Origin of the sequence: Streptococcus oralis subsp. dentisani (assembly GCF_002096335.1) — a bacterium.
GTDB classification, from domain to species: domain Bacteria; phylum Bacillota; class Bacilli; order Lactobacillales; family Streptococcaceae; genus Streptococcus; species Streptococcus oralis_Z.
This window is the reverse complement of sequence record NZ_NCUW01000030.1, coordinates 396,328-422,270: the sequence shown is the minus strand read 5'-3', so window position 1 is coordinate 422,270 and position 25,943 is coordinate 396,328. Positions and strand designations below refer to the sequence as shown.

Genomic DNA, 25,943 nt, shown 5'->3' with positions numbered 1-25,943 from the left:
CCTTCTCACGAATAATAAAGTGAGGAGGATTTTTATGTACAGTATTTCATTCCAAGAAGATTCACTTTTGCCGAGAGAAAGATTGGTTAGAGAAGGAGTAGAATCTCTGAGCAATCAAGAATTGTTAGCTATACTACTCAGAACGGGAACACGTCAAGCAAATGTTTTTGAAATCGCCCAGAAAGTCTTGAACAGTCTCACAAGTCTAACTGATTTGAAAAAAATGACCCTGCAGGAATTGCAGAGTCTGTCTGGCATTGGACGTATTAAAGCCATTGAACTACAAGCAGTGATTGAACTGGGGCATCGCATTCACAAGCATGAAAACCTTGAGATGGAAAGTATTCTCAGTAGTCAAAAACTTGCTAAGAAAATGCAACAGGAACTTGGTGATAAAAAACAAGAGCACCTAGTGGCACTCTATCTTAATACTCAAAATCAAATCATTCATCAACAGACCATTTTTATTGGAACTGCGACACGAAGCATTGCTGAACCACGGGAAATCCTTCACTATGCCATCAAGCATATGGCCACTTCTGTGATTCTCGTTCATAATCATCCATCAGGCGCTGTATCACCTAGCCAAAATGATGATCATGTAACCAAGTTAGTAAAGGAAGCCTGTGAACTGATGGGACTGGTATTTCTGGATCATCTGATTGTCTCGCATTCCGATTACTTTAGTTACCGTGAAAAGACGGATCTGATTTAAAGTTCGTTTACGACATAGTCAAACAATGTTTTATCCTTGGGGCGATTTTCAAATAGAAATTCTGGATGCCATTGAACACCAAGATAAGGGAAGCCATCTGTAGTTGTAACAGCCTCGATTATCTCATCCTTGGGATCAAAGGCCACAACCTTTAAATTTGGGGCCAAATCCTTAATGCTCTGATGGTGGAAGGAGTTGATATGAGAGATTTCTCCGTAGATTTCTCTGAGAACAGTATCAGGTTCTGTCACCAAACGTTGGGTTGTGTATTCGGCAGAACAATCCTGCCAATGGTCTTCGATATCTTGGTATAGAGTTCCACCCATTGCAATGTTAAAAAGCTGAGTACCACGACAAACAGAAAAAATCGGTTTTTTCTGCTTAATCGCTTCTCTGATGAGAGCTAATTCAAACTGGTCTCTTTGAAGATGGTAGTCGTCGCTGTCAATGGTTTTAGGCTCACCGTAAAATTTTGGATCAACATTTTGCCCACCTGTTAGGATGAGTTTATCAATCATTCCTATATAGTGGCTAGCCATTTCTTGATCACCAATCGGTAGGATGATGGGAATTCCACCAGCGTCCTTGACTCCTTCAACAAAGCCCTTTGCTGCATAGCTCATCATGATGTCATCATCTGGATGAGCTTTTTCATTTCCTGTAATCCCAATAACTGGTTTTTTCATAAATGCTTTCGCTTTCTAATCCTCTTTCCGCATAAAATAGAGGAGAGTCTGGAGTTCACTTGTCAAATCGACGTACTGAACAACCACATCTTTTGGAAGGTGCAGATGAACAGGAGAAAAACTGAGAATGCCTTTTACACCAGCATCAACCAAGAGGTTGGCTACTTCTTGTGATTTAACACTTGGAACAGTTAGGATAGCAGTTTTAACATCTGCGTCCTTGATCTTTTCCTTGATTTGAGATATACCATAGATGGGAATCCCGTCAGCAGTCTGAGTACCGACTTCAGGATGGTCATCCAGGTCAAAGGCCATGATAATCTTCATCTTGTTGCGCTCATGGAAACGGTAGTGGAGAAGGGCATGCCCCATATTACCAATCCCAACCAACATAACATTGGTGATAGAGTTATCATTAAGGAGGTCAGCAAAAAATGTCATCAGTTTTTTGACATCATAGCCAAATCCACGTCTTCCTAGTTCACCAAAGTAAGAAAAATCACGACGCACTGTCGCAGAATCGATACCGATAGCCTCTGCAATTTGCTTAGAGTTGGCACGCTCGATTTTTTCTGCATGAAATCTCTTGAAAATTCGATAGTAAAGAGAGAGTCTTTTTGCTGTTGCTTTTGGGATAGCAGACTGTTTAACTTTCACAAAATCACAACCTTTCTATTCTTCTATTTTATAGAAACATTGTGAAAAAATCAACAAAAACTAAGAAAATTCTTAGTTTTTGTCTGAAAAGTTAGTTTGTGATAGAAAACGATAGAGATTTCCGACTAATCCTCGGTAGATTACTTTATCATTGAGGGTTAGTGAGGTTACCAAAAATGTATCAGGTATGGTCACACATCCTGATAGGGCTAGCATAAGCTCTTCGTAATCGGCAAATTCAAGTGTGCGTTCTACTTGATAACTATCTTTATATGTGAGACGATACATAGCAAACTATCTTTCTTCTTTTGTGAAGATTCCGCGTTCTACAAGACTGTCCATGAGGAAGTAGAATTTCTCTTGGTGGATATGGTGTTCTTCAGATTTAAAAATATTCACCAAACGAAGACCAGATTTGTCAGTGATGTTAATCTTAACACCTGTAAGATCTTTATTGATGATAATTTTTAGTAGGAAACCTTCTCCACTGTTTGGGATTTTTTCAAGTAGACGAGTCAGTTCGTAGTTTCCTACTTTTGTTTCAGAGAAAGTATTGTCTTTCAGTGTGAACTTTTTGACAGTTGGACTAAGTGTATAGTCGTAGCGACAGTTTTGTAGTTTAATGGTTTTTTCGAATGCCATTAGATTAATCTCCAATAATATTTTTTAAGGTTTGTGCCAGTTGTTTCAGTTCTTTTTCGGTATTAAGAGGAGAAAGACTGATACGGACAGACTCTTTTAAACGATGGGAATCAGCCCCATAAAAAGCTTCGAGTACATGACTGGTTTGTACAATACCAGCAGTACAGGCCGAACCAGTTGAAATTGAAATTCCTTCAAGGTCTAACCGAAGCAAGAGCAAATCATTTTTTTGACCAGGAAAACCGATATTGAAAACATAAGGAAGTTGATCTTGACCCTCATTGAGATAAAAATTGAGTTCCGCAATTTCATCAAGAAAAGCAGATTTTAATCCCTCTAGTTTTTGGTAATGCTCGGCTTGATGATCCAAGTCTTCTTTGAGAGCAGCAACCATGCCTACAATGGCAGCGAGGTTTTCTGTTCCAGCCCGTTTCTTTTGTTCTTGGTCTCCACCGTGAAGGTAGGAATCAAAGTCCGCGGAAGATGCATAAAGAAAGCCGATTCCTTTTGGTCCATGGAACTTGTGTGCGGAAGCACTGAGAAAATCGATTCCTAATTCCTCAGGATGGATAGGAACTTTTCCGATAGCCTGAACAGCGTCTACATGATAGGCAGCAGGATGATCTTTTAAAACCTGTCCAATCTCAGCGATAGGTAAGAGACCACCCGTCTCATTATTAGCATACATAGTGGAAACGAGAATGGTATCGTCACGTAAAGCTTCTTGAATCTGTTGGGCAGCGATTTCTTGATTTACTGGTTGGATGATGGTTGCTTCAAAGCCAAAATGTTGAACAAGATAATCAATGGTTTCAAGGACAGAATGGTGCTCAATAGCTGTCGTGATGATGTGTTTTCCTCTTTCTTGATGGCGGAGACAATAGCCGATAATAACTGTATTGTTACTTTCTGTCCCTCCAGATGTGAAAAAGATTCGTTGTGGCTTGGTTCCTAGTAAGTGAGCTAACTCCTGACGGGCTTCACGGAGTAGTTTACCAGCATGGCGACCATGACTGTGAATACTTGAAGGATTCCCATGGGTTTCTTGCATGACCTTGGTCATTTCTGCGAGAGCTACTGCTGACATTGGAGTAGTAGCAGCATTGTCCAAATAAATCAAAGAATCACCTTATTCCTTTTTATTATATGCAAAGAGTGGGCTAACTGGTTTTCTTTCGTGGATACGGACGATGGCATCACCAATCAATTCGCTAGCGGTGATATAACATACATTTTCTGGAGTTCTTTCTTTGGTTGCTACCGAGTCAGTCACTAGGATTTCTTTAATGTTTGCGGCATCAAGAAGCTCGGCGGCACCTTCTACAAAGAGTCCGTGGCTAGAGACCGCATAGATTTCAGTTGCCCCTTCACGTTCGACGATTTTTGCTGCTTCTGAAAAAGTACGTCCAGTATTTAGGATATCATCAATCAAGATGGCTTTTTTGCCTTCAACATCACCGATGATATAGCCTTGGCTACGCTCTGAATCGTCTTGAGCATAGTCGATGATTGCGATTGGTGCATCTAAGTATTCAGCTAAGCTACGGGCACGTTTGACACCAGAGTTTTTTGGACTAACAACAACGACATCTGATCCCAGCAACCCTTTATCGCTGTAGTGTTTAGCAAAGAGAGGAATTGTATAGAGGTTATCTACTGGAATGTCAAAGAAACCTTGCACCTGAACAGCGTGGAGGTCAAGGGTTAGAACACGGCTAACACCTGCTTTGACGAGCATATTAGCAACCAGTTTTGCAGTGAGGGGTTCGCGAGAAGAAGCGATACGATCCTGACGAGCATAACCAAAGTAAGGAAGGACAACGTTGATACTATGAGCACTTGCACGTACACAAGCATCAACCATGATTAACAACTCCATCAAGTGGTTGCTAACGGGGTAGCTGGTTGATTGGATGATGTAGACATCGTAACCACGGACACTCTCTTCAATGTTGACCTGGATTTCACCATCAGAAAATTGGCGAGAAGATAATTTTCCGAGAGGTATCCCAACCGTTTCTGCGATTTTCTGTGCAATTTCATGATTGGAATTAAGTGCAAAAAGTTTCATGTTGTTTCTATCTGACATTATGGACCGTCCTCTGTAAACTCTAAATATTTTGTCTCCATTATTCTACCAAAAAATGGAGATTATTTCAGCATTTTTTCATGCTTTTAATAAAACGAATTAATTTTGAAGGAGCTTTTTGGTAAGTGATACCATTTTTTGAAAGAAATTGCTGAAAATCTCGTTTTCCTTCCTCGTGATCAGTGACTTCTAGCTCCAGTTCGTAGTCTGTCTGATCAAAGTAGTGACTTTCATCTAGTGCCATTAGACCAATCGACGTTTCCATTTCGTAACGAATAGTTGCAAGACAACCCAGAACAAACCAGTCATGACTTTCAATGCCAATTTCAGCAAGCTTTTCTAGAGCGAGCCCTTGAGGTAGTTTTTGTTTTTCTAGGTACGATTCAGCTTCTGGAAGGGTTAGTTTCTGGTTGTATTCCATATTTCCTAAAGTTTGAGGCACTTTCAAGGTCAATTCTGCCCAATCTGAAAAGGTACGAATGCGCATGGCAACCTTTTTTTCACGCAATTGGAAATCTGGTGTGTCAATGTAGTAGTTTTTCTGAAGGACGGGTTGGATATGGGAAAACTGTTTTTTTAGATGATCATATTCCTCTTTTTTCAGAAGTGTTTTCAATTCTATTTCTAAATGTTTCATTTTTTCAACCTTTTCTATATCTTTGAAAGCGATTTATGGTATAATGGACAATGTATTTATTGTATACGAATGTACTGAAAAAATCAAAGATTTTCGACAGGGCAATCAAACATTACAAGGGAGAAAATATGACCATAGAATGGGAAGAATTTTTAGATCCTTACATTCAAGCTGTTGGTGAATTGAAGATTAAGCTTCGTGGAATTCGAAAACAATATCGTAAACAAAACAAGCACTCTCCGATTGAGTTTGTTACTGGACGGGTGAAGCCGATTGAAAGTATCAAAGAAAAAATGGCTCGTCGAGGAATTACTTATGCAACTCTGGAAAATGACCTGCAAGATATCGCAGGGCTGCGTGTCATGGTTCAATTTGTAGATGATGTTCAGGAGGTTGTTGCAATTTTACGCAAACGCCATGATATGAGAGTCGTTCAGGAACGGGATTATATCACCCATCGGAAGGCTTCGGGCTATCGCTCCTATCATGTGGTGGTAGAGTATACAGTTGACACCATCAGTGGTGTTAAGACGATTCTGGCTGAAATTCAAATCCGGACCTTGGCTATGAATTTCTGGGCTACCATTGAGCATTCGCTCAATTATAAGTATCAGGGGGATTTTCCAGAGGAGATCAAGAAACGCTTGGAGATTACAGCTAGAATTTCCCATCAATTGGATGAAGAAATGGGTAAGATTCGAGATGACATTCAGGAAGCGCAGGCGCTCTTTGATCCTTTGAGTAGAAAACTAAACGACGGTGTAGGAAATAGTGACGATACAGATGAAGAATACAGGTAAGCGAGTTGATCTCATAGCTAATAGAAAGCCACAGAGTCAGAAGGTTTTACATAAACTGAGAGAAAAACTCAAAAAACAGCATTTTATAATTAATGATACAAATCCCGACATCGTCATTTCGATTGGCGGGGATGGGATGCTTTTGTCTGCCTTTCATAAGTATGAGAATCAGTTAGACAAGGTTCGATTTGTTGGCGTCCATACTGGACATTTAGGCTTTTACACGGATTATCGTGACTTCGAGTTGGACCAGTTGGTTTCCAATCTCCAATTGGATACTGGTGCCAAGGTTTCTTATCCAGTCTTGAATGTCAAAGTGACACTTGAAAATGGAGATGTAAAAACCTTCCGTGCTCTAAATGAAGCTAGTATCCGTCGATCAGATCGCACCATGGTTGCGGATATTATCATTAATCATGTTCCGTTCGAGCGATTTCGAGGAGATGGTGTGACTGTTTCAACGCCGACTGGAAGCACTGCCTATAACAAATCCTTGGGGGGAGCTGTCTTGCACCCTACCATTGAAGCCTTGCAACTGACTGAAATTGCGAGTCTCAACAATCGAGTTTATCGAACTTTAGGTTCTTCAATTATCGTTCCGAAGAAAGATAAAATCGAGCTTTTACCAACTCGTAATGACTATCACACGATATCAGTCGATAACAGCGTCTATTCATTCCGTAATATCGAACGGATTGAGTATCAAATCGACCATCACAAGATTCACTTTGTAGCGACACCAAGCCACACTAGTTTCTGGAATCGTGTCAAAGATGCCTTCATTGGCGAGGTGGATGAATGAGGTTCGAATTTACCGCAGATGAGCATGTCAAAGTCAAAACTTTCCTCAAGAAACACGAGGTTTCTAAGGGACTTTTGGCAAAGATTAAGTTCCGAGGAGGGGCTATTCTGGTCAATGGCCAACCTCAAAATGCGACTTATCTCTTAGATATTGGAGACAGGGTAACTATTGACATTCCAGCGGAGGAAGGGTTTGAGAGTCTTGAAGCAATTGAGCGTTCACTGGATGTTCTCTATGAGGATGACCATTTTCTGGTTTTGAATAAGCCTTATGGAGTAGCTTCCATCCCCAGTGTCAATCATTCCAATACCATTGCTAATTTTATAAAGGGCTACTATGTCAAGCAAAAATATGAAAACCAGCAAGTTCACATCGTGACTAGGCTTGATAGAGATACATCTGGTTTGATGCTCTTTGCCAAGCACGGCTACGCTCATGCACGTTTAGACAAGCAGTTGCAACGAAAGTCTATCGAAAAACGTTATTTTGCACTTGTTAAAGGAGCTGGTGTCTTGGAGCCAGAAGGGGAGATTATCGCCCCGATTGCGCGTGATGAAGACTCCATTATCACGAGACGGGTCGCCAAGGGTGGAAAATACGCCCATACATCTTACAAAGTTGTAGCTTCTTATGGAGACATTCATTTGGTCGATATTCGCCTGCATACTGGTCGAACTCATCAGATTCGAGTGCATTTTTCTCATATTGGCTTCCCTTTGTTGGGAGATGATCTCTATGGTGGTAGCCTAGAAGATGGTATTCAACGCCAAGCTCTGCATTGCCATTCCTTATCCTTTTATCATCCCTTCTTAGGGCGTCAGCTGGAGTTGGAAAGCCCTTTGCCAGATGATTTTAACAATCTTATCACTCAGTTATCGACTAATACTCTTTAAAATCTATTTTGAGTATAATTTAATTTCTTAAAGGAGAAAACTCATGGAAGTTTTTGAAAGTCTCAAAGCCAATCTTGTTGGCAAAAATGCTCGTATCGTTCTCCCTGAAGGGGAAGAACCCCGTATTCTTCAAGCGACCAAACGCTTGGTAAAAGAAACAGAAGTTGTTCCTGTTTTGCTGGGGAACCCAGAAAAAATTAAAATTTATCTTGAAATCGAAGGGATTATGGATGGTTATGAAGTGATTGACCCTCAACAGTATTCTCAATTTGAAGAAATGGTAACTACCTTGGTTGAACGCCGTAAAGGCAAAATGACTGAAGAAGATGCTCGTAAGATTTTGAGTGAAGACGTCAACTATTTTGGTGTTATGCTCGTTCACATGGGCTTGGTTGATGGGATGGTATCAGGTGCGATTCACTCAACAGCCGCAACCGTTCGTCCTGCACTTCAAATCATAAAAACTCGTCCAAATGTAACCCGTACTTCAGGTGCTTTCCTCATGGTTCGTGGTACAGAACGCTACCTATTTGGTGACTGTGCTATCAATATCAATCCAGATGCAGAAGCTTTGGCTGAAATCGCTGTTAACTCGGCAATCACAGCTAAGATGTTTGGCATTGAACCTAAAATCGCTATGCTGAGCTACTCTACTAAAGGTTCAGGGTTCGGCGAAAGTGTTGATAAGGTAGTGGAAGCGACTAAAATTGCTCATGATTTGCGTCCTGACCTTGAGATTGATGGTGAGTTACAATTTGATGCTGCCTTTGTTCCCGAAACTGCAGCTCTAAAAGCACCAGGTAGCAACGTTGCTGGTCAAGCAAATGTCTTTATCTTCCCAGGAATCGAAGCGGGGAATATCGGTTACAAGATGGCGGAACGTCTTGGTGGATTTGCGGCTGTAGGTCCTGTTCTGCAAGGTTTGAACAAACCAGTTAACGACCTTTCTCGTGGATGTAACTCTGATGATGTGTACAAGTTGACCCTTATCACTGCTGCCCAAGCGGTTCATCAATAAGAAAAAGGCCTCTTTCCTTTGGGAAGAGGCTTTTTAGCGCTAAGAAAAGGACAGTTGGAACCTTCTATGTTATACTAGATATATGTTAGATTTGAAAGAATACGGTGTTGACATGTGGCCAGAGGAGAAGATTTTCTCTTTTCGTGAGAAACTCCTCAACTGGTACGATGAAAACAAACGGGATTTACCATGGCGTAGAAGTAAAAATCCTTATCATATCTGGGTTTCTGAAATTATGCTCCAGCAGACTAGAGTAGATACGGTCATTCCCTACTACGAACGATTCTTGGACTGGTTTCCAACTGTTGAAAGTTTGGCAAAAGCGCCTGAGGAGCGTTTGTTGAAAGCATGGGAGGGGTTAGGTTATTATTCTAGGGTGCGTAATATGCAGGCTGCGGCTCAGCAAATTATGGTTGACTTTGAAGGGACATTTCCAAACACTTACGAAGGAATTTCTAGCTTGAAAGGGATTGGCCCCTATACTGCAGGAGCTATTTCTAGTATCGCTTTTAATCTACCCGAGCCAGCAGTTGATGGCAATGTCATGCGAGTTTTGGCACGCCTGTTTGAGGTCAACTATGATATCGGAGTTCCCAGCAATCGAAAGATTTTCCAAGCTATGATGGAAATCTTGATTGATCCAGAGCGGCCGGGAGACTTTAATCAAGCCTTGATGGACCTAGGCTCTGATATAGAGGCTCCAGTTAATCCTCGACCAGAAGAAAGTCCTGTTAAGGAATTTAGTGCAGCGTATCAGAATGGAACTATGGATCGTTATCCGATTAAAGAACCCAAGAAAAAGCCTCTTCCAATCTATCTCAAGGCCTTGGTTGTGCGCAATGATCGAGGTCAATATTTACTAGAGAAAAATGAAAGTGAGAAACTGCTAGCTGGTTTTTGGCATTTTCCATTGATAGAAGTAGAGGAGTTTTCACAGGAAGAGGAACAGCTGAATCTATTTGCTCAGGTTGCTGAAAAAAGCGATGCTTTCGGTCCAACCCCCCAAGAAAGTTTTGAGCAGGATTATGATTTAGAAGTTAATTGGTCCCATCAAGTTTTTGATCAAGTCAAGCATGTCTTTAGTCATCGTAAATGGCATATTCAAATCCTAGCAGGTCAGGTGACAGAATCAAAACAGTTTTCTGATAGAGAAATTCGTTGGATTTCCCCTCAGGAGTTTTCTGACTACCCACTCGCTAAACCTCAACAAAAGATTTGGCAGGCTTATAAAATAGCTCTTGAAGATGAGGGTTGACAGTAGCCATTTGTGCCTTCTTTGCATTTTTTTGTTATAATAGATAGAGAAAAGGTGAACATATGAAAAAAATATTAGTTGTAGATGATGAGAAACCAATCTCAGATATTATTAAGTTCAATATGACCAAGGAAGGTTACGAAGTTGTAACAGCCTTTAATGGTCGTGAGGCAATTGAGCTATTTGAAGCAGAGCAACCAGATATTATTATTCTAGACTTGATGCTCCCTGAAATCGATGGTTTAGAAGTGGCCAAAGCCATTCGTAAGACGAGTAGTGTGCCTATCATTATGCTCTCAGCTAAGGATAGTGAATTTGATAAGGTTATCGGTTTAGAGCTAGGAGCAGATGATTATGTGACCAAGCCATTTTCAAACCGTGAGTTGCAGGCGCGTGTCAAGGCTTTACTCCGTCGTACAGACCTTTCTTCAGATAGTCAAGAGTCTGATGAAAAGAAATCCCAACCCCTACATATTGGCGATTTGGAAATTCTGCCCGACGCTTACGTGGCCAAAAAATATGGCGAGGAATTAGATTTGACCCACCGTGAGTTTGAGCTTTTATATCACCTAGCTTCCCATATTGGTCAAGTGATTACGCGTGAACACTTGCTTGAGACTGTTTGGGGCTATGATTATTTTGGTGATGTTCGCACAGTGGACGTGACCATCCGACGCTTGCGTGAAAAGATTGAAGATACTCCAAGCCGTCCAGAGTATATCCTCACCCGTCGTGGTGTTGGCTACTATATGAGAAATAATGATTGAAGCAATTAAACAAAGTATTCTGAACAGAGATTTTATCTTTATCTTGATTTTAGTCGGCTTTATCTTGGTGGTTACCTTACTATTGCTAGAAAATCGCCGAGATAATAAACGCTTAAAAGAGATAAATCAAAAGGTTAAGGATTTGATTGCAGGGGATTATTCTCGAGTTTTGGATACGCAAGGAAGCTCTGAAATTACCAACATCACCAATAATCTAAATGATTTGTCTGAGGTTATTCGGTTAACGCAGGAAAATCTGGAGCAAGAATCAAAAAGGCTTAACAGTATTCTTTCTTATATGACAGATGGAGTTCTTGCGACCAATCGTCGTGGCCAGATTACCATGATTAACGACATGGCTAAGAAACAGCTAGGTGTGCAGAAAGAAGACGTCCTCAACAAAAGTATTCTAGAATTGCTTAAACTAGAAGATGAGTATGAACTGCGTGACCTGATTACACAGATTCCTGAGTTGATGATTGACTCTCAGGATGCCAATGGTGAATACCTAAGCCTTCGTGTACGTTTCGCTCTGGTTCGCCGAGAGTCTGGCTTCATCTCTGGTTTGGTTGCTGTTTTACATGATACAACTGAGCAGGAGAAGGAAGAACGTGAACGGAGACTCTTTGTTTCAAACGTGAGTCATGAGTTGAGAACTCCTTTGACCAGTGTTAAATCTTATCTTGAAGCCTTGGACGAGGGGGCCTTGTATGATCCTGTAGCCCCTGATTTTATCAATGTTTCGCTCGATGAAACCAACCGTATGATGCGGATGGTGACAGATCTCTTGCATCTCTCTCGCATTGATAATGCGACCACTCGACTGGATGTGGAGTTGATTAACTTTACGGCATTTATCACCTTTATTCTCAACCGCTTTGATAAGATGAGAAGTCAGGATGACGAGAAAAAATATGAGTTGGTTAGAGATTACTCAATTAACTCAGTTTGGATTGAGATTGATACCGATAAAATGACCCAAGTGATTGATAATATTCTCAACAATGCTATCAAGTACTCACCAGATGGTGGGAAAATCACTGTCAGCATGAAAACCACTGATGACCAGATGATTTTATCCATCAAAGACCAAGGTCTAGGTATTCCAAAACAAGATTTACCGAAGATTTTCGATCGTTTTTACCGTGTAGATCGTGCAAGAAGTCGTGCTCAAGGTGGAACTGGTCTAGGTCTAGCCATCGCCAAAGAAATCATCAAACAGCACAATGGCTTTATTTGGGCTAAGAGTGAATACGGTAAGGGATCAACCTTTACCATTGTGCTCCCTTATGATAAGGATGCCGTAAAAGAAGAAATATGGGAGGACGAAATAGAAGACTAGAATGAGTGAAATAGGCTTTAAATACAGTATTTTAGCATCAGGTTCCAGTGGAAATTCCTTTTATCTGGAAACGCCAAAAAAAAAAATTTTAGTGGATGCAGGCTTGTCGGGTAAGAAAATTACCAGTCTCTTGAGTGAAATCAATCGTAAACCTGAAGATTTGGATGCGATTTTGATTACGCATGAGCATTCAGACCATATCCATGGAGTTGGTGTATTGGCTCGCAAATATGGTATGGACCTTTACGCCAATGAAAAGACTTGGCAGGCTATGGAAAATAGCAAGTACCTCGGTAAAGTGGATTCATCGCAGAAACACATTTTTGAAATGGGAAAAACCAAAACTTTTGGTGATATCGACATCGAGAGTTTTGGGGTTAGTCATGATGCCGCAGCACCCCAGTTTTATCGCTTTATGAAAGACGACAAGAGTTTTGTCATGTTGACCGATACAGGTTATGTTAGTGATCGTATGGCAGGAATTGTCGAGAATGCTGACGGTTATCTTATCGAGTCCAACCACGATGTGGAGATTTTGCGAGCAGGTTCTTACGCTTGGCGTCTCAAACAGCGAATCCTCTCTGATCTCGGTCACCTTTCTAACGAAGACGGTGCTGAGGCTATGATTCGTACCATGGGAAATCGTACCAAGAAGATCTACCTTGGTCACTTGTCCAAAGAGAACAATATCAAGGAGCTGGCTCATATGACCATGGTCAATCAGCTAGCTCAAGCTGATCTGGGAGTAGGCGTTGACTTTAAGGTTTACGACACTTCCCCAGATACCGCAACACCATTGACAGATATATAAAAAAGAAGGCGAGTGCCTTCTTTTTTATATATTTTACAATCCTGCAAATTCTTTGATTTCTTGTGCTGACATTGAAGAGTCGCAACGGACAGTGATTTGACCATCAGCAACATGAACGAATCCCGGAACAGTTGGGATTCCATAGCGTGAGCGGAATTCTTGTAACTCATTGAGTTGGCTTGGTTCTTCACTGTTGATGAAGTAGATGTGAGCTTTGGTTTCAGCTAGGACACCTGCCAATGTGCCAGCAAATTTACGGCAGTAAGGACAAGTTTTGCGACCGATGAAGAAGGTCGCTGTTTCTTTATTATCAAGTGCTTCTTGGGCACGGGCAACAGTAGTCACTTCAAGGTCTTTAATATCTTCTAAAAACTGATTCATAAGAATACCTCTCTTTTTTTGATAAAACTAGTATGCCACAAAGTTTCTAAAATTGCTCGGATTTGATACGAAAAAAAGATGAGATTGGCTGGTCTCATCTTTTATAGGATTTTATTTTACAAAAGCATTGATTTCTGCTTCGATGTTAGCAATCTTAGCTTGTGATTCTTCGTTTGTTTCCCCTACAACTGCAATGTAGAACTTGATTTTTGGTTCTGTACCTGAAGGGCGAACTGCAATCCATGAACCGTCAGCAAGTGTGTATTTCAAAACATCACTTGGAGGAGTTGTCAAGTTTGTAACAGTACCGTCAGCAGCAGTAGCAGTTTGAGCCTTGAAGTCTTCTACGACAGTGATAGCTGTTGTGTTCCATTCTTTTGGAGCATTGTTACGGAACTTAGCCATAATGGCTTTGATTTGTTCTGCACCATCAACACCAGAAAGGGTAACAGAGATTGTCTTTTCAGCGTAGTAGCCGTATTCTTTGTAGATTTCTTCGATACCATCAGCAAGTGTCAAACCACGTGAACGGTAGTAGGCAGCAAGTTCAGCAACGACAAGAACAGCTTGAATAGCATCTTTATCACGTACGAATGGTTTAATCAAGTAACCGAAGCTTTCTTCAAATCCCATCATGTAAGTGTGATTGTGTTTTTCTTCAAATTCTTGGATTTTTTCAGCGATAAATTTGAAACCTGTCAAAACGTTGAACATGGTTGCGCCGTAGCTTTCAGCAATCTTCGTTACCAAGTCAGTTGATACAATTGATTTGCAAAGGGCTGCATTTTCAGGAAGAGTTCCAGCATTTTTGTGTGCTTCCAAGATGTACTTAGCCATGATAGCACCGATTTGGTTACCTGAAAGGTTGAGGTAGCTTCCATCTTTTTGAAGAACTTCAACACCAACACGGTCAGCGTCAGGGTCAGTTGCAACAAGCACATCTGCACCAACTTGACGACCAAGTTCTTCAGCAAGGGCGAAGGCTGCTTGGCTTTCTGGGTTTGGAGATTTTACAGTTGAGAAGTCTGGGTCTGCAGTTGCTTGTGCTTCAACAACTTGAACAGAGTCAAATCCTGCTTGAGCAAGAGCACGACGAGCCAACATTTCACCCGTACCATGAAGTGGTGTGTAGACAATCTTCATGTCTTTACCGAATTCTTCAATCAAGGTTGGGTTGATGTTTACGTCTTTAACTTCTTTAAGGTATTCTGCATCAACAGCTTCGCCGATAACTTCAATCAAGCCAGAAGCTTTTTCAGCTTCGACATCAGCAACTTCCACAGCGAATGGATTTTCGATAGCACGAATATAAGTAGTCAAAGCGTCTGCATCGTGTGGAGGCATTTGTCCACCGTCTTCTCCGTAAACCTTGTAACCGTTAAATGGAGCAGGGTTATGGCTGGCAGTAATCATGATACCTGCGAAACAGTTGAGGTGACGAACTGCAAATGACAGTTCTGGAGTTGGACGAAGGCTTTCAAATACGTAAGATTTGATACCGTGTTTAGCAAGAACTGCAGCAGATTCAAAGGCAAACTCAGGTGAGAAGTGACGGCTATCGTAGGCAATTGCCACACCACGTTCTTTTTCATTTCCACCTTTTGATTCAATCAAACGAGCCAAACCTTCGGTAGCTTGACGAACAACGTAGATGTTGATGCGGTTTGTACCAGCACCAATCAAACCACGCATACCAGCAGTACCAAATTCAAGATTGGTATAAAAGGCATCTTCCTTTGTTTTTTCGTCCATATTTTCCAAATCTTGACGAAGGTAGTCTGGAAGATCAGCAAAATCGAGCCATTTTTGATAATTTTCTTGGTAAGTCATAGAGTGTCTCCTTTGTTTATTTGCTTTAATCGCTTTCATTATATCACGATTTGACATTTTAGTAAAACGTTAGCATAACTTAAAATGTAGGAAATTTACTTATGCACTTTAGCGGGAAAATGGTGGGTACCATGCTTACTTATACTAAGTTAGGGATGAATATCAATTATCTAATTTTTAAAAATATTAAAAGTTATAGTATTTTTGTGGGATTTTAAATAAAATAAATCGTAAATATTGTTATATTCTATTTATTTTATAAAGAATTCTTTAATGTATCAAATGAAGGTATAGAAAAATTTAATGTAAAACTCTATAAATTTAAGATATTTTGAAAATATCTGGTTTCTGTTTTGAATTTTATAGTGCGTATGGTAAAATATAGTAAATCATTAAAGGAGAATCCATTATGAAAAAAATTCTTAAGCATTCTGCTTTGCTTTTATCAGCTTTAGCACTTGTTGCCTGTGGAGCTCAAAAAAAAGCAAGCGACAATGGTACTGCCTCGAACTCAAACTTTGAAGTTTCTGTAAAAGACGGTATGTTTGTATTGCCTAAAGACGAAGATTCATCTTCAAGCTACCTTGCACTTCAAGTCGAAATCAAGAACAATCGTGATAAACAGTTTAGTTTTACTAGCCAAGATATTACGCTTTATAATGAAAAAGATGAAAAATTACAACCAATTCAAATCCACGAAAGCGACAGTAAAACTAAGTTTATGTCATATGGAGACAGTCTTTCTAAAGGAAAGAGCGTTGCTGGTTATGTAGTGTATGAGGTTGACAAGAATGCTAAGTATGAACTTCACTTCGCGCCTAGCTTTTACGATGACATCAAAGAAAATTCTAAAAAGAATAACGATGTAGCAATCAAGGTGGATCCAAGTCAGTATGAAGACAATATTGATGAAGCGAAAGATGTAATGAAAAAATATGTCGATGCTGTTTACCTTAATGGGGAAAGTTCTGGTGGTGGAACGAACCTAAGTGCTACTGATAATAAGTCACAAGTTGTTGCGCTTGCTGATGATAAAAAATCTTCTGATAATAGTGCTGAATTCACAAACGATGCGAAAGCTGATAAAGAAGAGTTTATCAAGAAATTTACAGAATCGTTCGGAAAAGGCTTCTATAACTACAAACCGTCTGATTCAGAACTTAGAACATTCGCAGATGCCTACATCAAAGCAAATGCTAAGAGAGCAAAAGTTGATTACAAGGTGAAGACATACTTACCAGACTATGCTGTTGTTTATGTTAGACCAGAAACAATCGACTTGGATAACTTGAATGTTTATGAATTGAGCCGTAAATTCTACGAAGAAAACAAAGGTAAATATAGCAACTACTCTGAAGCTATGAAAGCTGGTGAAAAATACATTTTAGAAAATGCACCGAGTCAATTTGATTCAACTCCTCTAGACACTAGTGATAACATGAAGAAAGAGGGTTATGAAATTAAAATGACTAAGAAAGATGGAAAATGGACCATCGATACCTCTTCTAAAAACTATGAATTGAAAGATATGGCTCGCACATTCCGTGGAGGCATTGGATACTAAGATGAAAGGTTCGAGTTTATGACTCGAACTTTTTTCGTTGCAATTGTGCAAAAGAGAAAAAGATAGTAAAATAGAGATATGATTATTTTACAAGCTAATAAAATTGAACGATCTTTTGCTGGTGAGGTTCTTTTTGATAATATTAATCTGCAGGTAGATGAACGAGACCGAATTGCTCTTGTTGGGAAAAATGGTGCAGGTAAGTCTACTCTTTTAAAGATTTTGGTTGGGGAAGAGGAGCCAACTAGTGGAGAAATCAATAAGAAAAAAGATATTTCTCTGTCTTACCTAGCCCAAGATAGCCGTTTTGAGTCTGAAAATACCATTTATGATGAAATGCTCCATGTCTTTGATGATCTACGCCGTACGGAGAAACAACTGCGTCAGATGGAGTTGGAGATGGGTGAAAAGTCTGGTGAAGATCTAGATAAACTAATGGCGGATTATGATCGTTTATCAGAGAATTTCCGTCAGGCTGGTGGCTTTACCTACGAAGCTGATATCCGCGCTATCTTGAATGGTTTCAAGTTTGACGAGACTATGTGGCAGATGAAAATTGCTGAACTTTCAGGTGGTCAAAACACTCGTCTGGCACTGGCAAAAATGCTCCTTGAAAAGCCCAATCTCTTGGTATTGGACGAGCCAACTAACCACTTGGATATTGAAACCATTGCCTGGCTAGAGAATTACTTGGTAAACTATAGCGGCGCACTCATTATTGTCAGTCACGACCGTTATTTCTTGGACAAGGTTGCAACAATTACGCTCGATTTGACCAAGCATTCTTTGGATCGCTATGTGGGAAATTATTCTCGTTTTGTTGAACAAAAAGAGCAAAAGCTAGCTACTGAGGCAAAAAACTATGAAAAGCAACAGAAGGAAATCGCTGCTCTGGAAGATTTCGTCAATCGGAATCTAGTACGAGCTTCAACAACCAAACGTGCCCAATCTCGCCGGAAACAATTGGAAAAAATGGAGCGTTTGGACAAGCCTGAAGCTGGCAAGAAATCAGCCAATATGACCTTCCAGTCTGAAAAAACGTCAGGAAATGTCGTTTTGACTGTTGAAAATGCAGCTATTGGCTATGATGGGGAAATATTGTCACAACCTATCAACCTAGACCTTCGTAAATTGAATGCCGTTGCCATAGTTGGTCCAAATGGTATTGGCAAGTCAACCTTTATCAAATCTATCGTGGGTCAGATTCCTTTTATCAAGGGGGAAAAGCGCTTTGGCGCCAATGTTGAGCTTGGTTACTATGATCAAACTCAAAGCAAGCTAACATCAAGTAATACTGTTCTGGATGAACTTTGGAATGACTTTAAATTGACACCAGAAGTTGAAATCCGCAACCGCCTTGGTGCCTTCCTCTTCTCTGGTGATGATGTCAAAAAATCAGTCGGAATGCTGTCTGGTGGTGAACGCGCTCGTTTGTTACTTGCTAAACTGTCTATGGAAAACAACAACTTCCTGATACTTGATGAGCCGACTAACCACTTGGATATTGACAGTAAGGAAGTGCTAGAAAATGCCTTGATCGACTTTGACGGAACCTTGTTGTTTGTTAGTCACGACCGTTACTTTATCAATCGTGTAGCCACTCATGTACTGGAATTGTCAGAGAATGGATCAACTCTCTACCTTGGAGATTACGATTACTATGTTGAAAAGAAAGCAGAAGTAGAAATGACTCAGACAGAAGAAGTTTCAACTAGTAATCAAGCAAAAGAAGCAAGTCCAGCTAATGACTACCAAGCTCAGAAAGAAAGTCAGAAAGAAGCCCGTAAGCTCATGCGACAAATAGAGAGTTTAGAGGCTGAAATCGAAGAGTTAGAAAGTCAAAGCCAAGCCATTTCTGAACAAATGCTGGAAACCAACGATGCTGAAAAACTGATGGAATTGCAGACTGAACTGGACAAAATCAGCCATCGTCAGGAAGAAGCTATGCTTGAGTGGGAAGAATTATCGGAGCAGGTGTAAGAAATGGAACATCTTGGAAAGGTATTTCGTGAATTTCGAACAAGTGGGAAGTACTCCTTGAAAGGGGCGGCAGGTGAATCATGTTCAACCTCTCAGTTATCTCGCTTCGAGCTTGGGGAGTCTGATCTAGCAGTTTCTCGGTTCTTTGAGATTTTGGACAATATTCATGTGACTATTGAAAATTTCATGGACAAGGCTAGAGATTTTCAAAATCATGAACATGTTGCCTTAATGGCGCAGATTATTCCGCTTTACTACTCAAATGATATTGCTGGTTTTCAAAAGCTTCAAAAGGAACAGCTTGAGAAAGCAAAGAGTTCGACCAATCCCCTCTATTTTGAGCTGAATTGGATTCTGCTACAGGGTTTGATTTGTCAAAGAGATTCTCGTTACGCGATGAGGCAGAGTGATTTGGAAAAAGTAGCAGATTATCTTTTTCAAACAGAAGAAAGGACCATGTATGAGTTGATTCTTTTCGGGAATCTCTATACTTTCTACAATGTGGACTATGTAGCTCGGGTTGGTAGGGAAGTCATGGAGCGAGAAGAGTACTACAAGGAAATTGGTCGGCATCGTAAACTTGTTTTGATTTTAGCTCTTAACTGTTACCAGCATTTTTTGGAGAACCGTTCTTTTTCGAATGCGGACTATTTTGAGAGTTATGTGGAGAAGTTGATTGGAAATGGTATCAAGCTTTATGAGCGCAATATCTTCCATTATCTCAAAGGTTTCGCCCTCTACCAGAGAGACTTGAAAGAAGAGGGTTGTAGTCAGATGCAGGAAGCCATGCATATTTTTGATGTGCTTGGACTTCCAGAGCAAGTGGCTTACTATCAGGAACATTATGAAAAATTTGTAAATGCTTAAATTTCCCGAATAAGGGAAAAATAAAGAGACTCTTTTCAGTTTTGATACAATAGTTTCAAAATTTGAGAGGAGTTTTTTATATGAATCGACATGCAATCCAGTTGATTAGTCGTGGTGCGATTAATAAGATAGGAAATATGCTCTATGATTATGGAAATAGTGTCTGGTTAGCATCAATGGGGACGATGGGACAGACTGTTCTTGGGATTTATCAGATTTCTGAACTCGTCACATCGATTCTGGTCAATCCCTTTGGTGGAGTGATTTCAGACCGCTTTTCGCGTCGCAAAATTTTGATGACGACGGACTTGATTTGTGGTATTCTCTGTTTAGCTATTTCTTTCATCAGAAATGATAGCTTGATGATTGCTGCTCTGATCTTCGCAAATATTGTTCAGGCGGTTGCCTTTGCATTTTCTCGTACAGCCAACAAAGCCATTATAACTGAGGTTGTAGAGAAAGACGAGATTGTGACCTATAATGCTCGCTTAGAGCTCGTTTTGCAGGTTGTAGGTGTTAGCTCCCCTGTACTTTCTTTCCTGGTTTTACAATTTGCCAGTCTCCATATGACGCTTGTTTTAGATGCCATTAGTTTTTTCATCGCGTTTGGTCTAGTGGCTCTCCTTCCCCAAAAAGAAATCCAAGTACATGAGAAAAAGAGTTTTAGTTGGAAAGACATCTTTGTTGATATGAAGGCTGGACTACACTATATTTGGCATCAAAAAGAGATCTTTTTCCTTTTGTTAGTAGCTTCCAGTGTTAATTTCTTTTTTGCAGCTTTTGAATTTCTCCTCCCCTTTTCAAATCAGCTTTATGGAGTAGAAGGAGCTTATGCAAGTATTTTGACTATGGGCGCAGTTGGTTCCATTGTGGGAGCTCTTCTAGCTAGTAAAATAAAGGCAAATGTTTATAATCTTTTGATTCTATTGGCTTTGACTGGAGTAGGAGTTTTTATGATGGGGTTACCACTGCCAACTTTTCTTTCTTTTTCCGGAAATTTAGTTTGTGAACTGTTTATGACGATTTTTAATATTCACTTTTTTACTCAGGTTCAAACCAAGGTTGAAAGTGAATATTTAGGCAGGGTATTGAGTACTATTTTTACTTTAGCTATTCTCTTTATGCCAATTGCAAAAAGCCTTATGACAGTGCTGCCAAGTGTACATCTTTCTTCTTTCCTGATAATCGGAAGTGGAGTTGTCTTCTTGTCTTGTATATCTCTCATTTATGTTCGAAATCATTTTGAAAAAAAGGTATAAATCTCCTTGCCTTAAAAAAATATTTCACTATTAATTATTTTTCAGTCCTTCTCCATTGTGAGGAGGGCTTTGTTTGTGGTAAAATGGTTTTATGAATAAAAGAATGAATGAGTTAGTTGCCTTACTCAACCGCTATGCGAGCGAGTACTATACGAGTGACAATCCCTCGGTTTCAGATAGCGAGTACGATCGCCTCTACCGAGAGTTGGTCGAGTTGGAAGCTGCCTATCCAGATCAAGTTTTAGCAGACAGTCCAACCCATCGTGTTGGTGGAAAGGTTTTAGATGGTTTTGAAAAATACAGTCATCAGTATCCTCTTTATAGTTTGCAGGATGCTTTTTCACGTGAAGAGTTAGAAGCTTTTGATGCGCGTGTTCGTAAGGAGTTAGCCCATCCCACTTACATCTGTGAGCTAAAAATCGATGGTTTGTCTATCTCGCTAACCTATGAAAAGGGGATTTTGGTTGTTGGTGCCACACGTGGGGATGGTTCTGTTGGTGAAAATATCACAGAAAACCTCAAGCGTGTCAAGGACATTCCTTTAACCCTGCCAGAAGAACTAGATATTACCGTTCGTGGAGAGTGTTATATGCCACGCGCTTCGTTTGACCAAGTCAACCAAACTCGTCAAGAAAATGGGGAGCCTGAATTTGCCAATCCTCGTAATGCGGCGGCTGGAACTTTGCGTCAGCTGGATACAGCAGTAGTTGCTAAGCGCAATCTTGCAACTTTTCTCTATCAAGAAGCTAGTCCTTCTACTCGAGATAGTCAAGAAAAAGTCTTGAAGCATCTTGAACAGCTTGGCTTTGTAGTTAATCCTAAGCGAATCTTGGCTGAAAACATAGATGAAATCTGGGATTTTATCCAAGAAGTAGGACAGGAACGGGAGAATCTCCCTTATGATATCGATGGGGTGGTAATTAAGGTCAATGACTTAGCAGGTCAAGAAGAACTTGGTTTTACAGTTAAAGCGCCTAAGTGGGCAGTAGCCTATAAGTTCCCTGCTGAGGAAAAAGAAGCTCAACTCCTGTCAGTTGACTGGACAGTAGGCCGTACGGGTGTTGTGACTCCAACTGCAAATCTGACACCTGTTCAACTTGCTGGTACAACCGTGAGCCGTGCAACGCTGCACAACGTAGATTATATTGCTGAAAAAGATATCCGCAAAGACGATACAGTTATCGTCTATAAGGCTGGGGACATCATTCCTGCTGTCTTGCGTGTGGTAGAGTCCAAGCGTGTTTCTGAAGAAAAACTAGATATTCCATCAAATTGCCCAAGTTGTGACAGTCAGTTGCTTCATTTTGAAGATGAAGTGGCCCTCCGTTGTATCAATCCTCGCTGCCCTGCCCAAATCATGGAAGGCTTGATTCACTTTGCTTCTCGAGATGCCATGAATATTACAGGGCTTGGTCCATCTATCGTTGAAAAGCTTTTTGCTGCAAATCTAGTCAAGGATGTGGCAGATATTTACCGTTTGAAAGAAGAAGATTTCCTCCTTTTAGAGGGCGTCAAGGAAAAGTCAGCCTCAAAACTGTATCAGGCTATTCAAGCGTCTAAGGAAAACTCTGCTGAAAAGCTCTTGTTTGGCTTGGGAATTCGCCATGTCGGAAGTAAGGCTAGTCAGCTCTTGCTCCAACATTTCCACTCTATTGAAAACTTGGCTCAAGCTGATCCAGAAGAAGTGGCAAGTATCGAAAGCTTGGGAAGCGTAATCGCCAAAAGTCTTCAGACCTTTTTTGCTACCGAAGGATCTAAAATTCTCTTAGATGAGCTGAAAGAAGCTGGAGTCAATCTGGACTACAAAGGACAGACAGTAGTGGCAGATGCAGCTTTGTCAGGTTTGACAGTTGTTCTGACGGGGAAATTGGAACGTCTCAAACGCTCAGAAGCAAAAAGCAAACTCGAAAGTCTGGGAGCTAAGGTAATCGGCAGTGTATCCAAGAAAACGGATCTTGTCGTAGCAGGAGCCGATGCGGGTAGTAAACTCCAAAAAGCCCAAGAACTTGGTATAGAAGTTCGAGATGAAGCCTGGCTGGAAAGTATGTAATGATAGTAGAAAACTAGGTGTCAGATAGTTTGAATAAAAAATTAAATTAGAAATTAGGAAAAGAAATGTATAATTACCCTGTAGTCATCCATTTTCATCGAAAAAATGGAGATTATGCTGCTTGTTCATTTAGTAAAAAACAGGCAGACAGTAAAGAAAGTTTAGATTATGAGAATAACTATTTTGGAGCACAGTTCTCCTTTACAGTCGAAAGTGTTGAAAAACTGGAGTCTTTGACTTTTTCTGTTGAGATAGACGAAAAGCCCAAGGAGTATCTCGTCCGTTTCAACCATTATCCACTTTTGACGGAAGTTTGGATCTTAGAAGGAGATGATACGGTTTACTATTCTGAAAATCCAGCTATCGCAAGTCCTTACTACAAAGACCAAAATCCTTTTGCTTTTGATAAAGCTATCCACAGCGCTAGTTTTGACCATCATTGGGGATACCAGGGAGAGTTGGGTTATAGTATCTCAGACTACCAGACAAGCTTTAAACTCTGGGCTCCGACGGCTACAGCTGTACAGGTGGTTGTCTATGAAAATACCAGCAACGATGCTCCGATTTGGAAAACCTTTAATCTAGAGCGTGGGAATAGCTATTCATATAGCCATAAGTACAATACTATTGGGGTTTGGAGTCTAGATTTAGATGAGAATCTTGCTGGCAAGGCTTATCAGTATCAGATTGACTTTCCTCACCACCAGACTTTGACGAGAGATCCTTACACGATTGCCACAAGTCCTGACGGAAAACGTTCCGTAATTCTTTCTCATCAAGACAGACAAGTAGAAGGATTTGAGGTCAAACATGGAACAGAAGCTCCTTGGCGTTTGGAAAATCCTTGTAAAGCAGTTATCTGTGAGATGCATATTCGTGATTTTACAAAATCGCCGACATCAGGAGTTCCAGAAAACCTCCGAGGGACCTTCCTTGGGGCCGCCCAGACTGGAACGACTAACCAATTCGGCCAAGCAACCGCCTTTGACTATATTAAAGACCTTGGCTGCAACTATGTTCAACTTCAGCCTATCTTTGATCGCCATAAGGAATACGATGAGGATGGAAATGTAACCTATAACTGGGGTTATGACCCTCAAAACTACAATGCACCAGAACCAAGTTTTTCTAGTAATCCAGATGATCCAGGGCAGGTCATTCGTGATCTGAAAACTATGGTTCAGGCCTATCATGATGCAGGAATTGGTGTCATCATGGACGTGGTTTATAACCATACCTTCTCAACGCTTGATGCGCCATTCCAGACAACTGTTCCCGATTATTACTATCGAATGAACCCAGATGGAACCTTCCAAAATGGTACAGGTGTAGGAAATGAAACTGCAAGTGAACACGAGATGTTCCGTAAGTACATGATTGACTCCCTCCTATACTGGGTGAAAGAATACAATATTGATGGTTTCCGTTTCGACTTAATGGGTATTCATGATGTCAAAACCATGCAAGCGATTCGCTGGGCGCTAGATGAGATTGATCCCCGTATTATCACCTATGGAGAAGGCTGGGATATGGGAACAGGTCTTGCTCCTTATGACAAGGCCAAGAAGGACAATGCCTACCAGATGCCAAATATCGGATTCTTCAATGATGATCAGCGTGATGCGGTCAAAGGAGGAGAAGTTTATGGTGCAATCAAGTCAGGATTTGTAAGTGGCGCAGCCACCGAACCAATCATTGCCAAGGCCATTCTTGGTAGCCGAGAATTGGGTTCCTATCTTAGTCCAAATCAAGTCCTTAACTACGTGGAAGCCCATGATAATTACAACTTGCATGATTTGTTAGTAACCCTTCATCCTGATCAGAGTGCCGACCAGATTATGCGCAAGGTTGAGACAGCGACAGCTATGAACCTTCTTATGCAAGGGATGTCCTTTATGGAAATTGGTCAAGAGTTTGGTCGAACTAAGTTGGTTCCAACCGGTGAACATGGAGAACTAACTCCTGCAGATCGAGAACGTGCTATGAATAGTTACAACGCTCCTGACAGTGTTAACCAAGTCAACTGGGATCTGATTAATGAACGCCAAGAGAGCATTGACTTTGTCCGTCAGATTATTCGACTGAAAACACAGACTAGCGCCTTTTCTTATCCTACATACGAAGAAGTTTACCGTCATGTCTTTGTCCATACTGCTGCAGAAAATAGCGGATGGATCGTTTACGAGATTCACGGGGGACCAGAACATCTATTGGTCGTATTCAATGCCAAGGGAACTTCCTTCTACTTTGAAAATGCAGGAAATCTTGAAATGCTTGTGACAAATAGTCGTTCGAAACAAGAAAATGTCATTGATGATATTAGTGTTGCGATTTTAACTGTTTTATAAGAAAATATGAAATTGATAAAAAGGAGATTGCATATGAAAAAGATGAAGAATATAATCCTACCTTTATTTTTGGCATTTCTATCAGTTGTCCTAGTAGCATGTTCTGCTAATAAGGATAATGGTACTTATCTTTATGAACCAACGAAAGAAGAAATTAGCAAATTAGTTACAGGATCAGGTCTTTCTAAAGAAAATTTTGTATCCTTGCTTGGAGACGATTTTAAACTTTCTCTTTCATTGACAATTGATGGTGATAAGGGTGTTTTAACATTCGAAAGCAATGTTGCAGGTGTTAAAAATAATCAGAACTATGATTTAAAGGTAAACCAAGCTAAAAAGACACTCCAACCAGCTACAGGAGGCACAGAAGTTCCCTACAAAATTTCTGGAGATGAATTGATGATTGACCTATCAAGTGTGGATAGTCGGGAAGCTGCAAATCTGACCTTACTAAAAAATGTTGTATTTAAACGCCAAAATAAATAATCTACAAAATCAGGAAAAGTTTTTCCTGATTTTATTTTCACCAAAAAATCAGTTGGAAATTGAA

25 protein-coding genes are annotated in these 25,943 nt (G+C 40.5%); 16 read left to right on the top strand and 9 right to left on the bottom strand.

The features are described from left to right. Window positions 1-34 precede the first annotated feature (34 nt). Entirely contained in the window at window positions 35-715 is a 681-nt protein-coding gene (radC, locus tag B7709_RS08520) for a RadC family protein (RefSeq protein ID WP_084972446.1), read from the top strand. Here the strand turns inward: radC and B7709_RS08515 are convergent. The 7 genes from B7709_RS08515 to B7709_RS08485 all read right to left on the bottom strand — a co-directional run bounded on the left by B7709_RS08515 (window position 712) and on the right by B7709_RS08485 (window position 5,426). After that, a complete protein-coding gene (locus tag B7709_RS08515) occupies window positions 712-1,401 on the bottom strand; it encodes a gamma-glutamyl-gamma-aminobutyrate hydrolase family protein (RefSeq protein WP_084972445.1) in 690 nt (229 codons plus the stop codon). The genes radC and B7709_RS08515 overlap by 4 nt on opposite strands. Window positions 1,402-1,416: 15 nt before the next feature. Next, window positions 1,417-2,058, bottom strand: coding sequence for a redox-sensing transcriptional repressor Rex (locus B7709_RS08510; protein ID WP_084972444.1), 642 nt, complete (start codon window positions 2,056-2,058; stop codon window positions 1,417-1,419). Between the two features lie 72 nt (window positions 2,059-2,130). Next, entirely contained in the window at window positions 2,131-2,346 is a 216-nt protein-coding gene (locus tag B7709_RS08505; protein WP_061453676.1) for a DUF4649 family protein, read from the bottom strand. Between the two features lie 6 nt (window positions 2,347-2,352). Further along, complete coding sequence (locus B7709_RS08500) at window positions 2,353-2,700, bottom strand: DUF1831 domain-containing protein (protein ID WP_061453675.1); 348 nt, start codon at window positions 2,698-2,700, stop codon at window positions 2,353-2,355. A 4-nt stretch (window positions 2,701-2,704) separates the two neighbouring features. After that, entirely contained in the window at window positions 2,705-3,820 is a 1,116-nt protein-coding gene (locus B7709_RS08495) for a cysteine desulfurase family protein (protein WP_084972443.1), read from the bottom strand. 9 nt (window positions 3,821-3,829) lie between these two features. Continuing rightward, a complete protein-coding gene (locus B7709_RS08490) occupies window positions 3,830-4,789 on the bottom strand; it encodes a ribose-phosphate diphosphokinase (RefSeq protein ID WP_061453673.1) in 960 nt (319 codons plus the stop codon). 67 nt (window positions 4,790-4,856) lie between these two features. Further along, window positions 4,857-5,426, bottom strand: coding sequence for a CYTH domain-containing protein (locus B7709_RS08485; protein WP_061453672.1), 570 nt, complete (start codon window positions 5,424-5,426; stop codon window positions 4,857-4,859). Window positions 5,427-5,554: 128 nt separating this feature from the next. On the opposite strand from B7709_RS08485, the gene yjbM reads away from it, so the two are divergent. The 8 genes from yjbM (at window position 5,555) to B7709_RS08445 (ending at window position 13,114) form a co-directional block, all read left to right on the top strand. Next, entirely contained in the window at window positions 5,555-6,226 is a 672-nt protein-coding gene (yjbM, locus tag B7709_RS08480) for a GTP diphosphokinase (RefSeq protein ID WP_061453671.1), read from the top strand. Next, window positions 6,210-7,028 (top strand): NAD kinase, encoded by an 819-nt coding sequence (locus B7709_RS08475; protein ID WP_084972442.1) that lies wholly within the window; start codon window positions 6,210-6,212, stop codon window positions 7,026-7,028. The genes yjbM and B7709_RS08475 overlap by 17 nt, the downstream gene beginning before the upstream one ends. Then, entirely contained in the window at window positions 7,025-7,921 is an 897-nt protein-coding gene (locus tag B7709_RS08470) for an RluA family pseudouridine synthase (protein WP_084972441.1), read from the top strand. Before B7709_RS08475 ends, B7709_RS08470 begins: the two co-directional genes overlap by 4 nt. 43 nt (window positions 7,922-7,964) lie before the next feature. After that, complete coding sequence (pta, locus tag B7709_RS08465) at window positions 7,965-8,939, top strand: phosphate acetyltransferase (RefSeq protein WP_061453668.1); 975 nt, start codon at window positions 7,965-7,967, stop codon at window positions 8,937-8,939. A gap of 82 nt (window positions 8,940-9,021) precedes the next feature. Beyond that, a complete protein-coding gene (gene mutY, locus B7709_RS08460; RefSeq protein WP_084972440.1) occupies window positions 9,022-10,194 on the top strand; it encodes an A/G-specific adenine glycosylase in 1,173 nt (390 codons plus the stop codon). 62 nt (window positions 10,195-10,256) lie between these two features. After that, window positions 10,257-10,961 (top strand): response regulator YycF, encoded by a 705-nt coding sequence (yycF, locus tag B7709_RS08455; protein WP_061453666.1) that lies wholly within the window; start codon window positions 10,257-10,259, stop codon window positions 10,959-10,961. Continuing rightward, complete coding sequence (gene vicK / locus B7709_RS08450) at window positions 10,954-12,303, top strand: cell wall metabolism sensor histidine kinase VicK (protein ID WP_084972439.1); 1,350 nt, start codon at window positions 10,954-10,956, stop codon at window positions 12,301-12,303. The genes yycF and vicK overlap by 8 nt, the downstream gene beginning before the upstream one ends. A 1-nt stretch (window position 12,304) precedes the next feature. Then, complete coding sequence (locus B7709_RS08445; RefSeq protein ID WP_084972438.1) at window positions 12,305-13,114, top strand: MBL fold metallo-hydrolase; 810 nt, start codon at window positions 12,305-12,307, stop codon at window positions 13,112-13,114. A gap of 33 nt (window positions 13,115-13,147) precedes the next feature. Here the strand turns inward: B7709_RS08445 and B7709_RS08440 are convergent, their stop codons facing one another. After that, window positions 13,148-13,495, bottom strand: coding sequence for a thioredoxin domain-containing protein (locus tag B7709_RS08440; RefSeq protein WP_084972437.1), 348 nt, complete (start codon window positions 13,493-13,495; stop codon window positions 13,148-13,150). A gap of 111 nt (window positions 13,496-13,606) precedes the next feature. Further along, window positions 13,607-15,325: a phospho-sugar mutase gene (locus B7709_RS08435; RefSeq protein ID WP_084972436.1), complete on the bottom strand. Its 1,719-nt coding sequence runs from the start codon at window positions 15,323-15,325 to the stop codon at window positions 13,607-13,609. Window positions 15,326-15,734: 409 nt separating this feature from the next. Between B7709_RS08435 and B7709_RS08430 the strand changes: the two genes are divergently transcribed. From B7709_RS08430 to B7709_RS08400, 7 genes are all read left to right on the top strand, one after another. Beyond that, entirely contained in the window at window positions 15,735-16,889 is a 1,155-nt protein-coding gene (locus B7709_RS08430) for a DUF4352 domain-containing protein (protein ID WP_000722095.1), read from the top strand. A gap of 78 nt (window positions 16,890-16,967) precedes the next feature. Continuing rightward, window positions 16,968-18,869, top strand: a complete 1,902-nt coding sequence (locus B7709_RS08425; protein ID WP_084972435.1) for an ABC-F family ATP-binding cassette domain-containing protein — start codon at window positions 16,968-16,970, stop codon at window positions 18,867-18,869. 3 nt (window positions 18,870-18,872) lie between these two features. Continuing rightward, window positions 18,873-19,736 carry an Rgg family transcriptional regulator gene (locus tag B7709_RS08420; RefSeq protein WP_084972434.1) on the top strand — a complete coding sequence of 288 codons (864 nt, stop codon included), beginning with the start codon at window positions 18,873-18,875 and terminating at the stop codon, window positions 19,734-19,736. An 80-nt stretch (window positions 19,737-19,816) separates the two neighbouring features. After that, entirely contained in the window at window positions 19,817-20,995 is a 1,179-nt protein-coding gene (locus B7709_RS08415) for an MFS transporter (RefSeq protein ID WP_084972433.1), read from the top strand. A 91-nt stretch (window positions 20,996-21,086) separates the two neighbouring features. After that, window positions 21,087-23,045, top strand: coding sequence for an NAD-dependent DNA ligase LigA (gene ligA, locus B7709_RS08410; RefSeq protein ID WP_084972432.1), 1,959 nt, complete (start codon window positions 21,087-21,089; stop codon window positions 23,043-23,045). A 65-nt stretch (window positions 23,046-23,110) separates the two neighbouring features. Continuing rightward, entirely contained in the window at window positions 23,111-25,393 is a 2,283-nt protein-coding gene (gene pulA / locus B7709_RS08405) for a type I pullulanase (RefSeq protein ID WP_084972431.1), read from the top strand. Between the two features lie 33 nt (window positions 25,394-25,426). Then, entirely contained in the window at window positions 25,427-25,879 is a 453-nt protein-coding gene (locus B7709_RS08400) for a hypothetical protein (protein ID WP_084972430.1), read from the top strand. Window positions 25,880-25,943: the final 64 nt, after the last annotated feature.

Bases quoted from the DNA above. Each gene is read 5' to 3' on its own strand.
- B7709_RS08515 (WP_084972445.1), bottom strand. From the start codon at position 1,401: ATGAAAAAACCAGTTATTGGGATTACAGGAAATGAAAAAGCTCATCCA.
- yjbM (WP_061453671.1), top strand. From the start codon at position 5,555: ATGACCATAGAATGGGAAGAATTTTTAGATCCTTACATTCAAGCTGTT.
- ligA (WP_084972432.1), top strand. From the start codon at position 21,087: ATGAATAAAAGAATGAATGAGTTAGTTGCCTTACTCAACCGCTATGCG.
- pulA (WP_084972431.1), top strand. From the start codon at position 23,111: ATGTATAATTACCCTGTAGTCATCCATTTTCATCGAAAAAATGGAGAT.
- B7709_RS08400 (WP_084972430.1), top strand. From the start codon at position 25,427: ATGAAAAAGATGAAGAATATAATCCTACCTTTATTTTTGGCATTTCTA.
- B7709_RS08500 (WP_061453675.1), bottom strand. From the start codon at position 2,700: ATGGCATTCGAAAAAACCATTAAACTACAAAACTGTCGCTACGACTAT.
- B7709_RS08425 (WP_084972435.1), top strand. From the start codon at position 16,968: ATGATTATTTTACAAGCTAATAAAATTGAACGATCTTTTGCTGGTGAG.
- radC (WP_084972446.1), top strand. From the start codon at position 35: ATGTACAGTATTTCATTCCAAGAAGATTCACTTTTGCCGAGAGAAAGA.
- mutY (WP_084972440.1), top strand. From the start codon at position 9,022: ATGTTAGATTTGAAAGAATACGGTGTTGACATGTGGCCAGAGGAGAAG.
- B7709_RS08505 (WP_061453676.1), bottom strand. From the start codon at position 2,346: ATGTATCGTCTCACATATAAAGATAGTTATCAAGTAGAACGCACACTT.
- B7709_RS08415 (WP_084972433.1), top strand. From the start codon at position 19,817: ATGAATCGACATGCAATCCAGTTGATTAGTCGTGGTGCGATTAATAAG.
- B7709_RS08490 (WP_061453673.1), bottom strand. From the start codon at position 4,789: ATGTCAGATAGAAACAACATGAAACTTTTTGCACTTAATTCCAATCAT.
- pta (WP_061453668.1), top strand. From the start codon at position 7,965: ATGGAAGTTTTTGAAAGTCTCAAAGCCAATCTTGTTGGCAAAAATGCT.
- yycF (WP_061453666.1), top strand. From the start codon at position 10,257: ATGAAAAAAATATTAGTTGTAGATGATGAGAAACCAATCTCAGATATT.
- B7709_RS08475 (WP_084972442.1), top strand. From the start codon at position 6,210: ATGAAGAATACAGGTAAGCGAGTTGATCTCATAGCTAATAGAAAGCCA.
- B7709_RS08435 (WP_084972436.1), bottom strand. From the start codon at position 15,325: ATGACTTACCAAGAAAATTATCAAAAATGGCTCGATTTTGCTGATCTT.
- B7709_RS08430 (WP_000722095.1), top strand. From the start codon at position 15,735: ATGAAAAAAATTCTTAAGCATTCTGCTTTGCTTTTATCAGCTTTAGCA.
- B7709_RS08420 (WP_084972434.1), top strand. From the start codon at position 18,873: ATGGAACATCTTGGAAAGGTATTTCGTGAATTTCGAACAAGTGGGAAG.
- B7709_RS08445 (WP_084972438.1), top strand. From the start codon at position 12,305: ATGAGTGAAATAGGCTTTAAATACAGTATTTTAGCATCAGGTTCCAGT.
- B7709_RS08470 (WP_084972441.1), top strand. From the start codon at position 7,025: ATGAGGTTCGAATTTACCGCAGATGAGCATGTCAAAGTCAAAACTTTC.
- B7709_RS08485 (WP_061453672.1), bottom strand. From the start codon at position 5,426: ATGAAACATTTAGAAATAGAATTGAAAACACTTCTGAAAAAAGAGGAA.
- B7709_RS08440 (WP_084972437.1), bottom strand. From the start codon at position 13,495: ATGAATCAGTTTTTAGAAGATATTAAAGACCTTGAAGTGACTACTGTT.
- vicK (WP_084972439.1), top strand. From the start codon at position 10,954: ATGATTGAAGCAATTAAACAAAGTATTCTGAACAGAGATTTTATCTTT.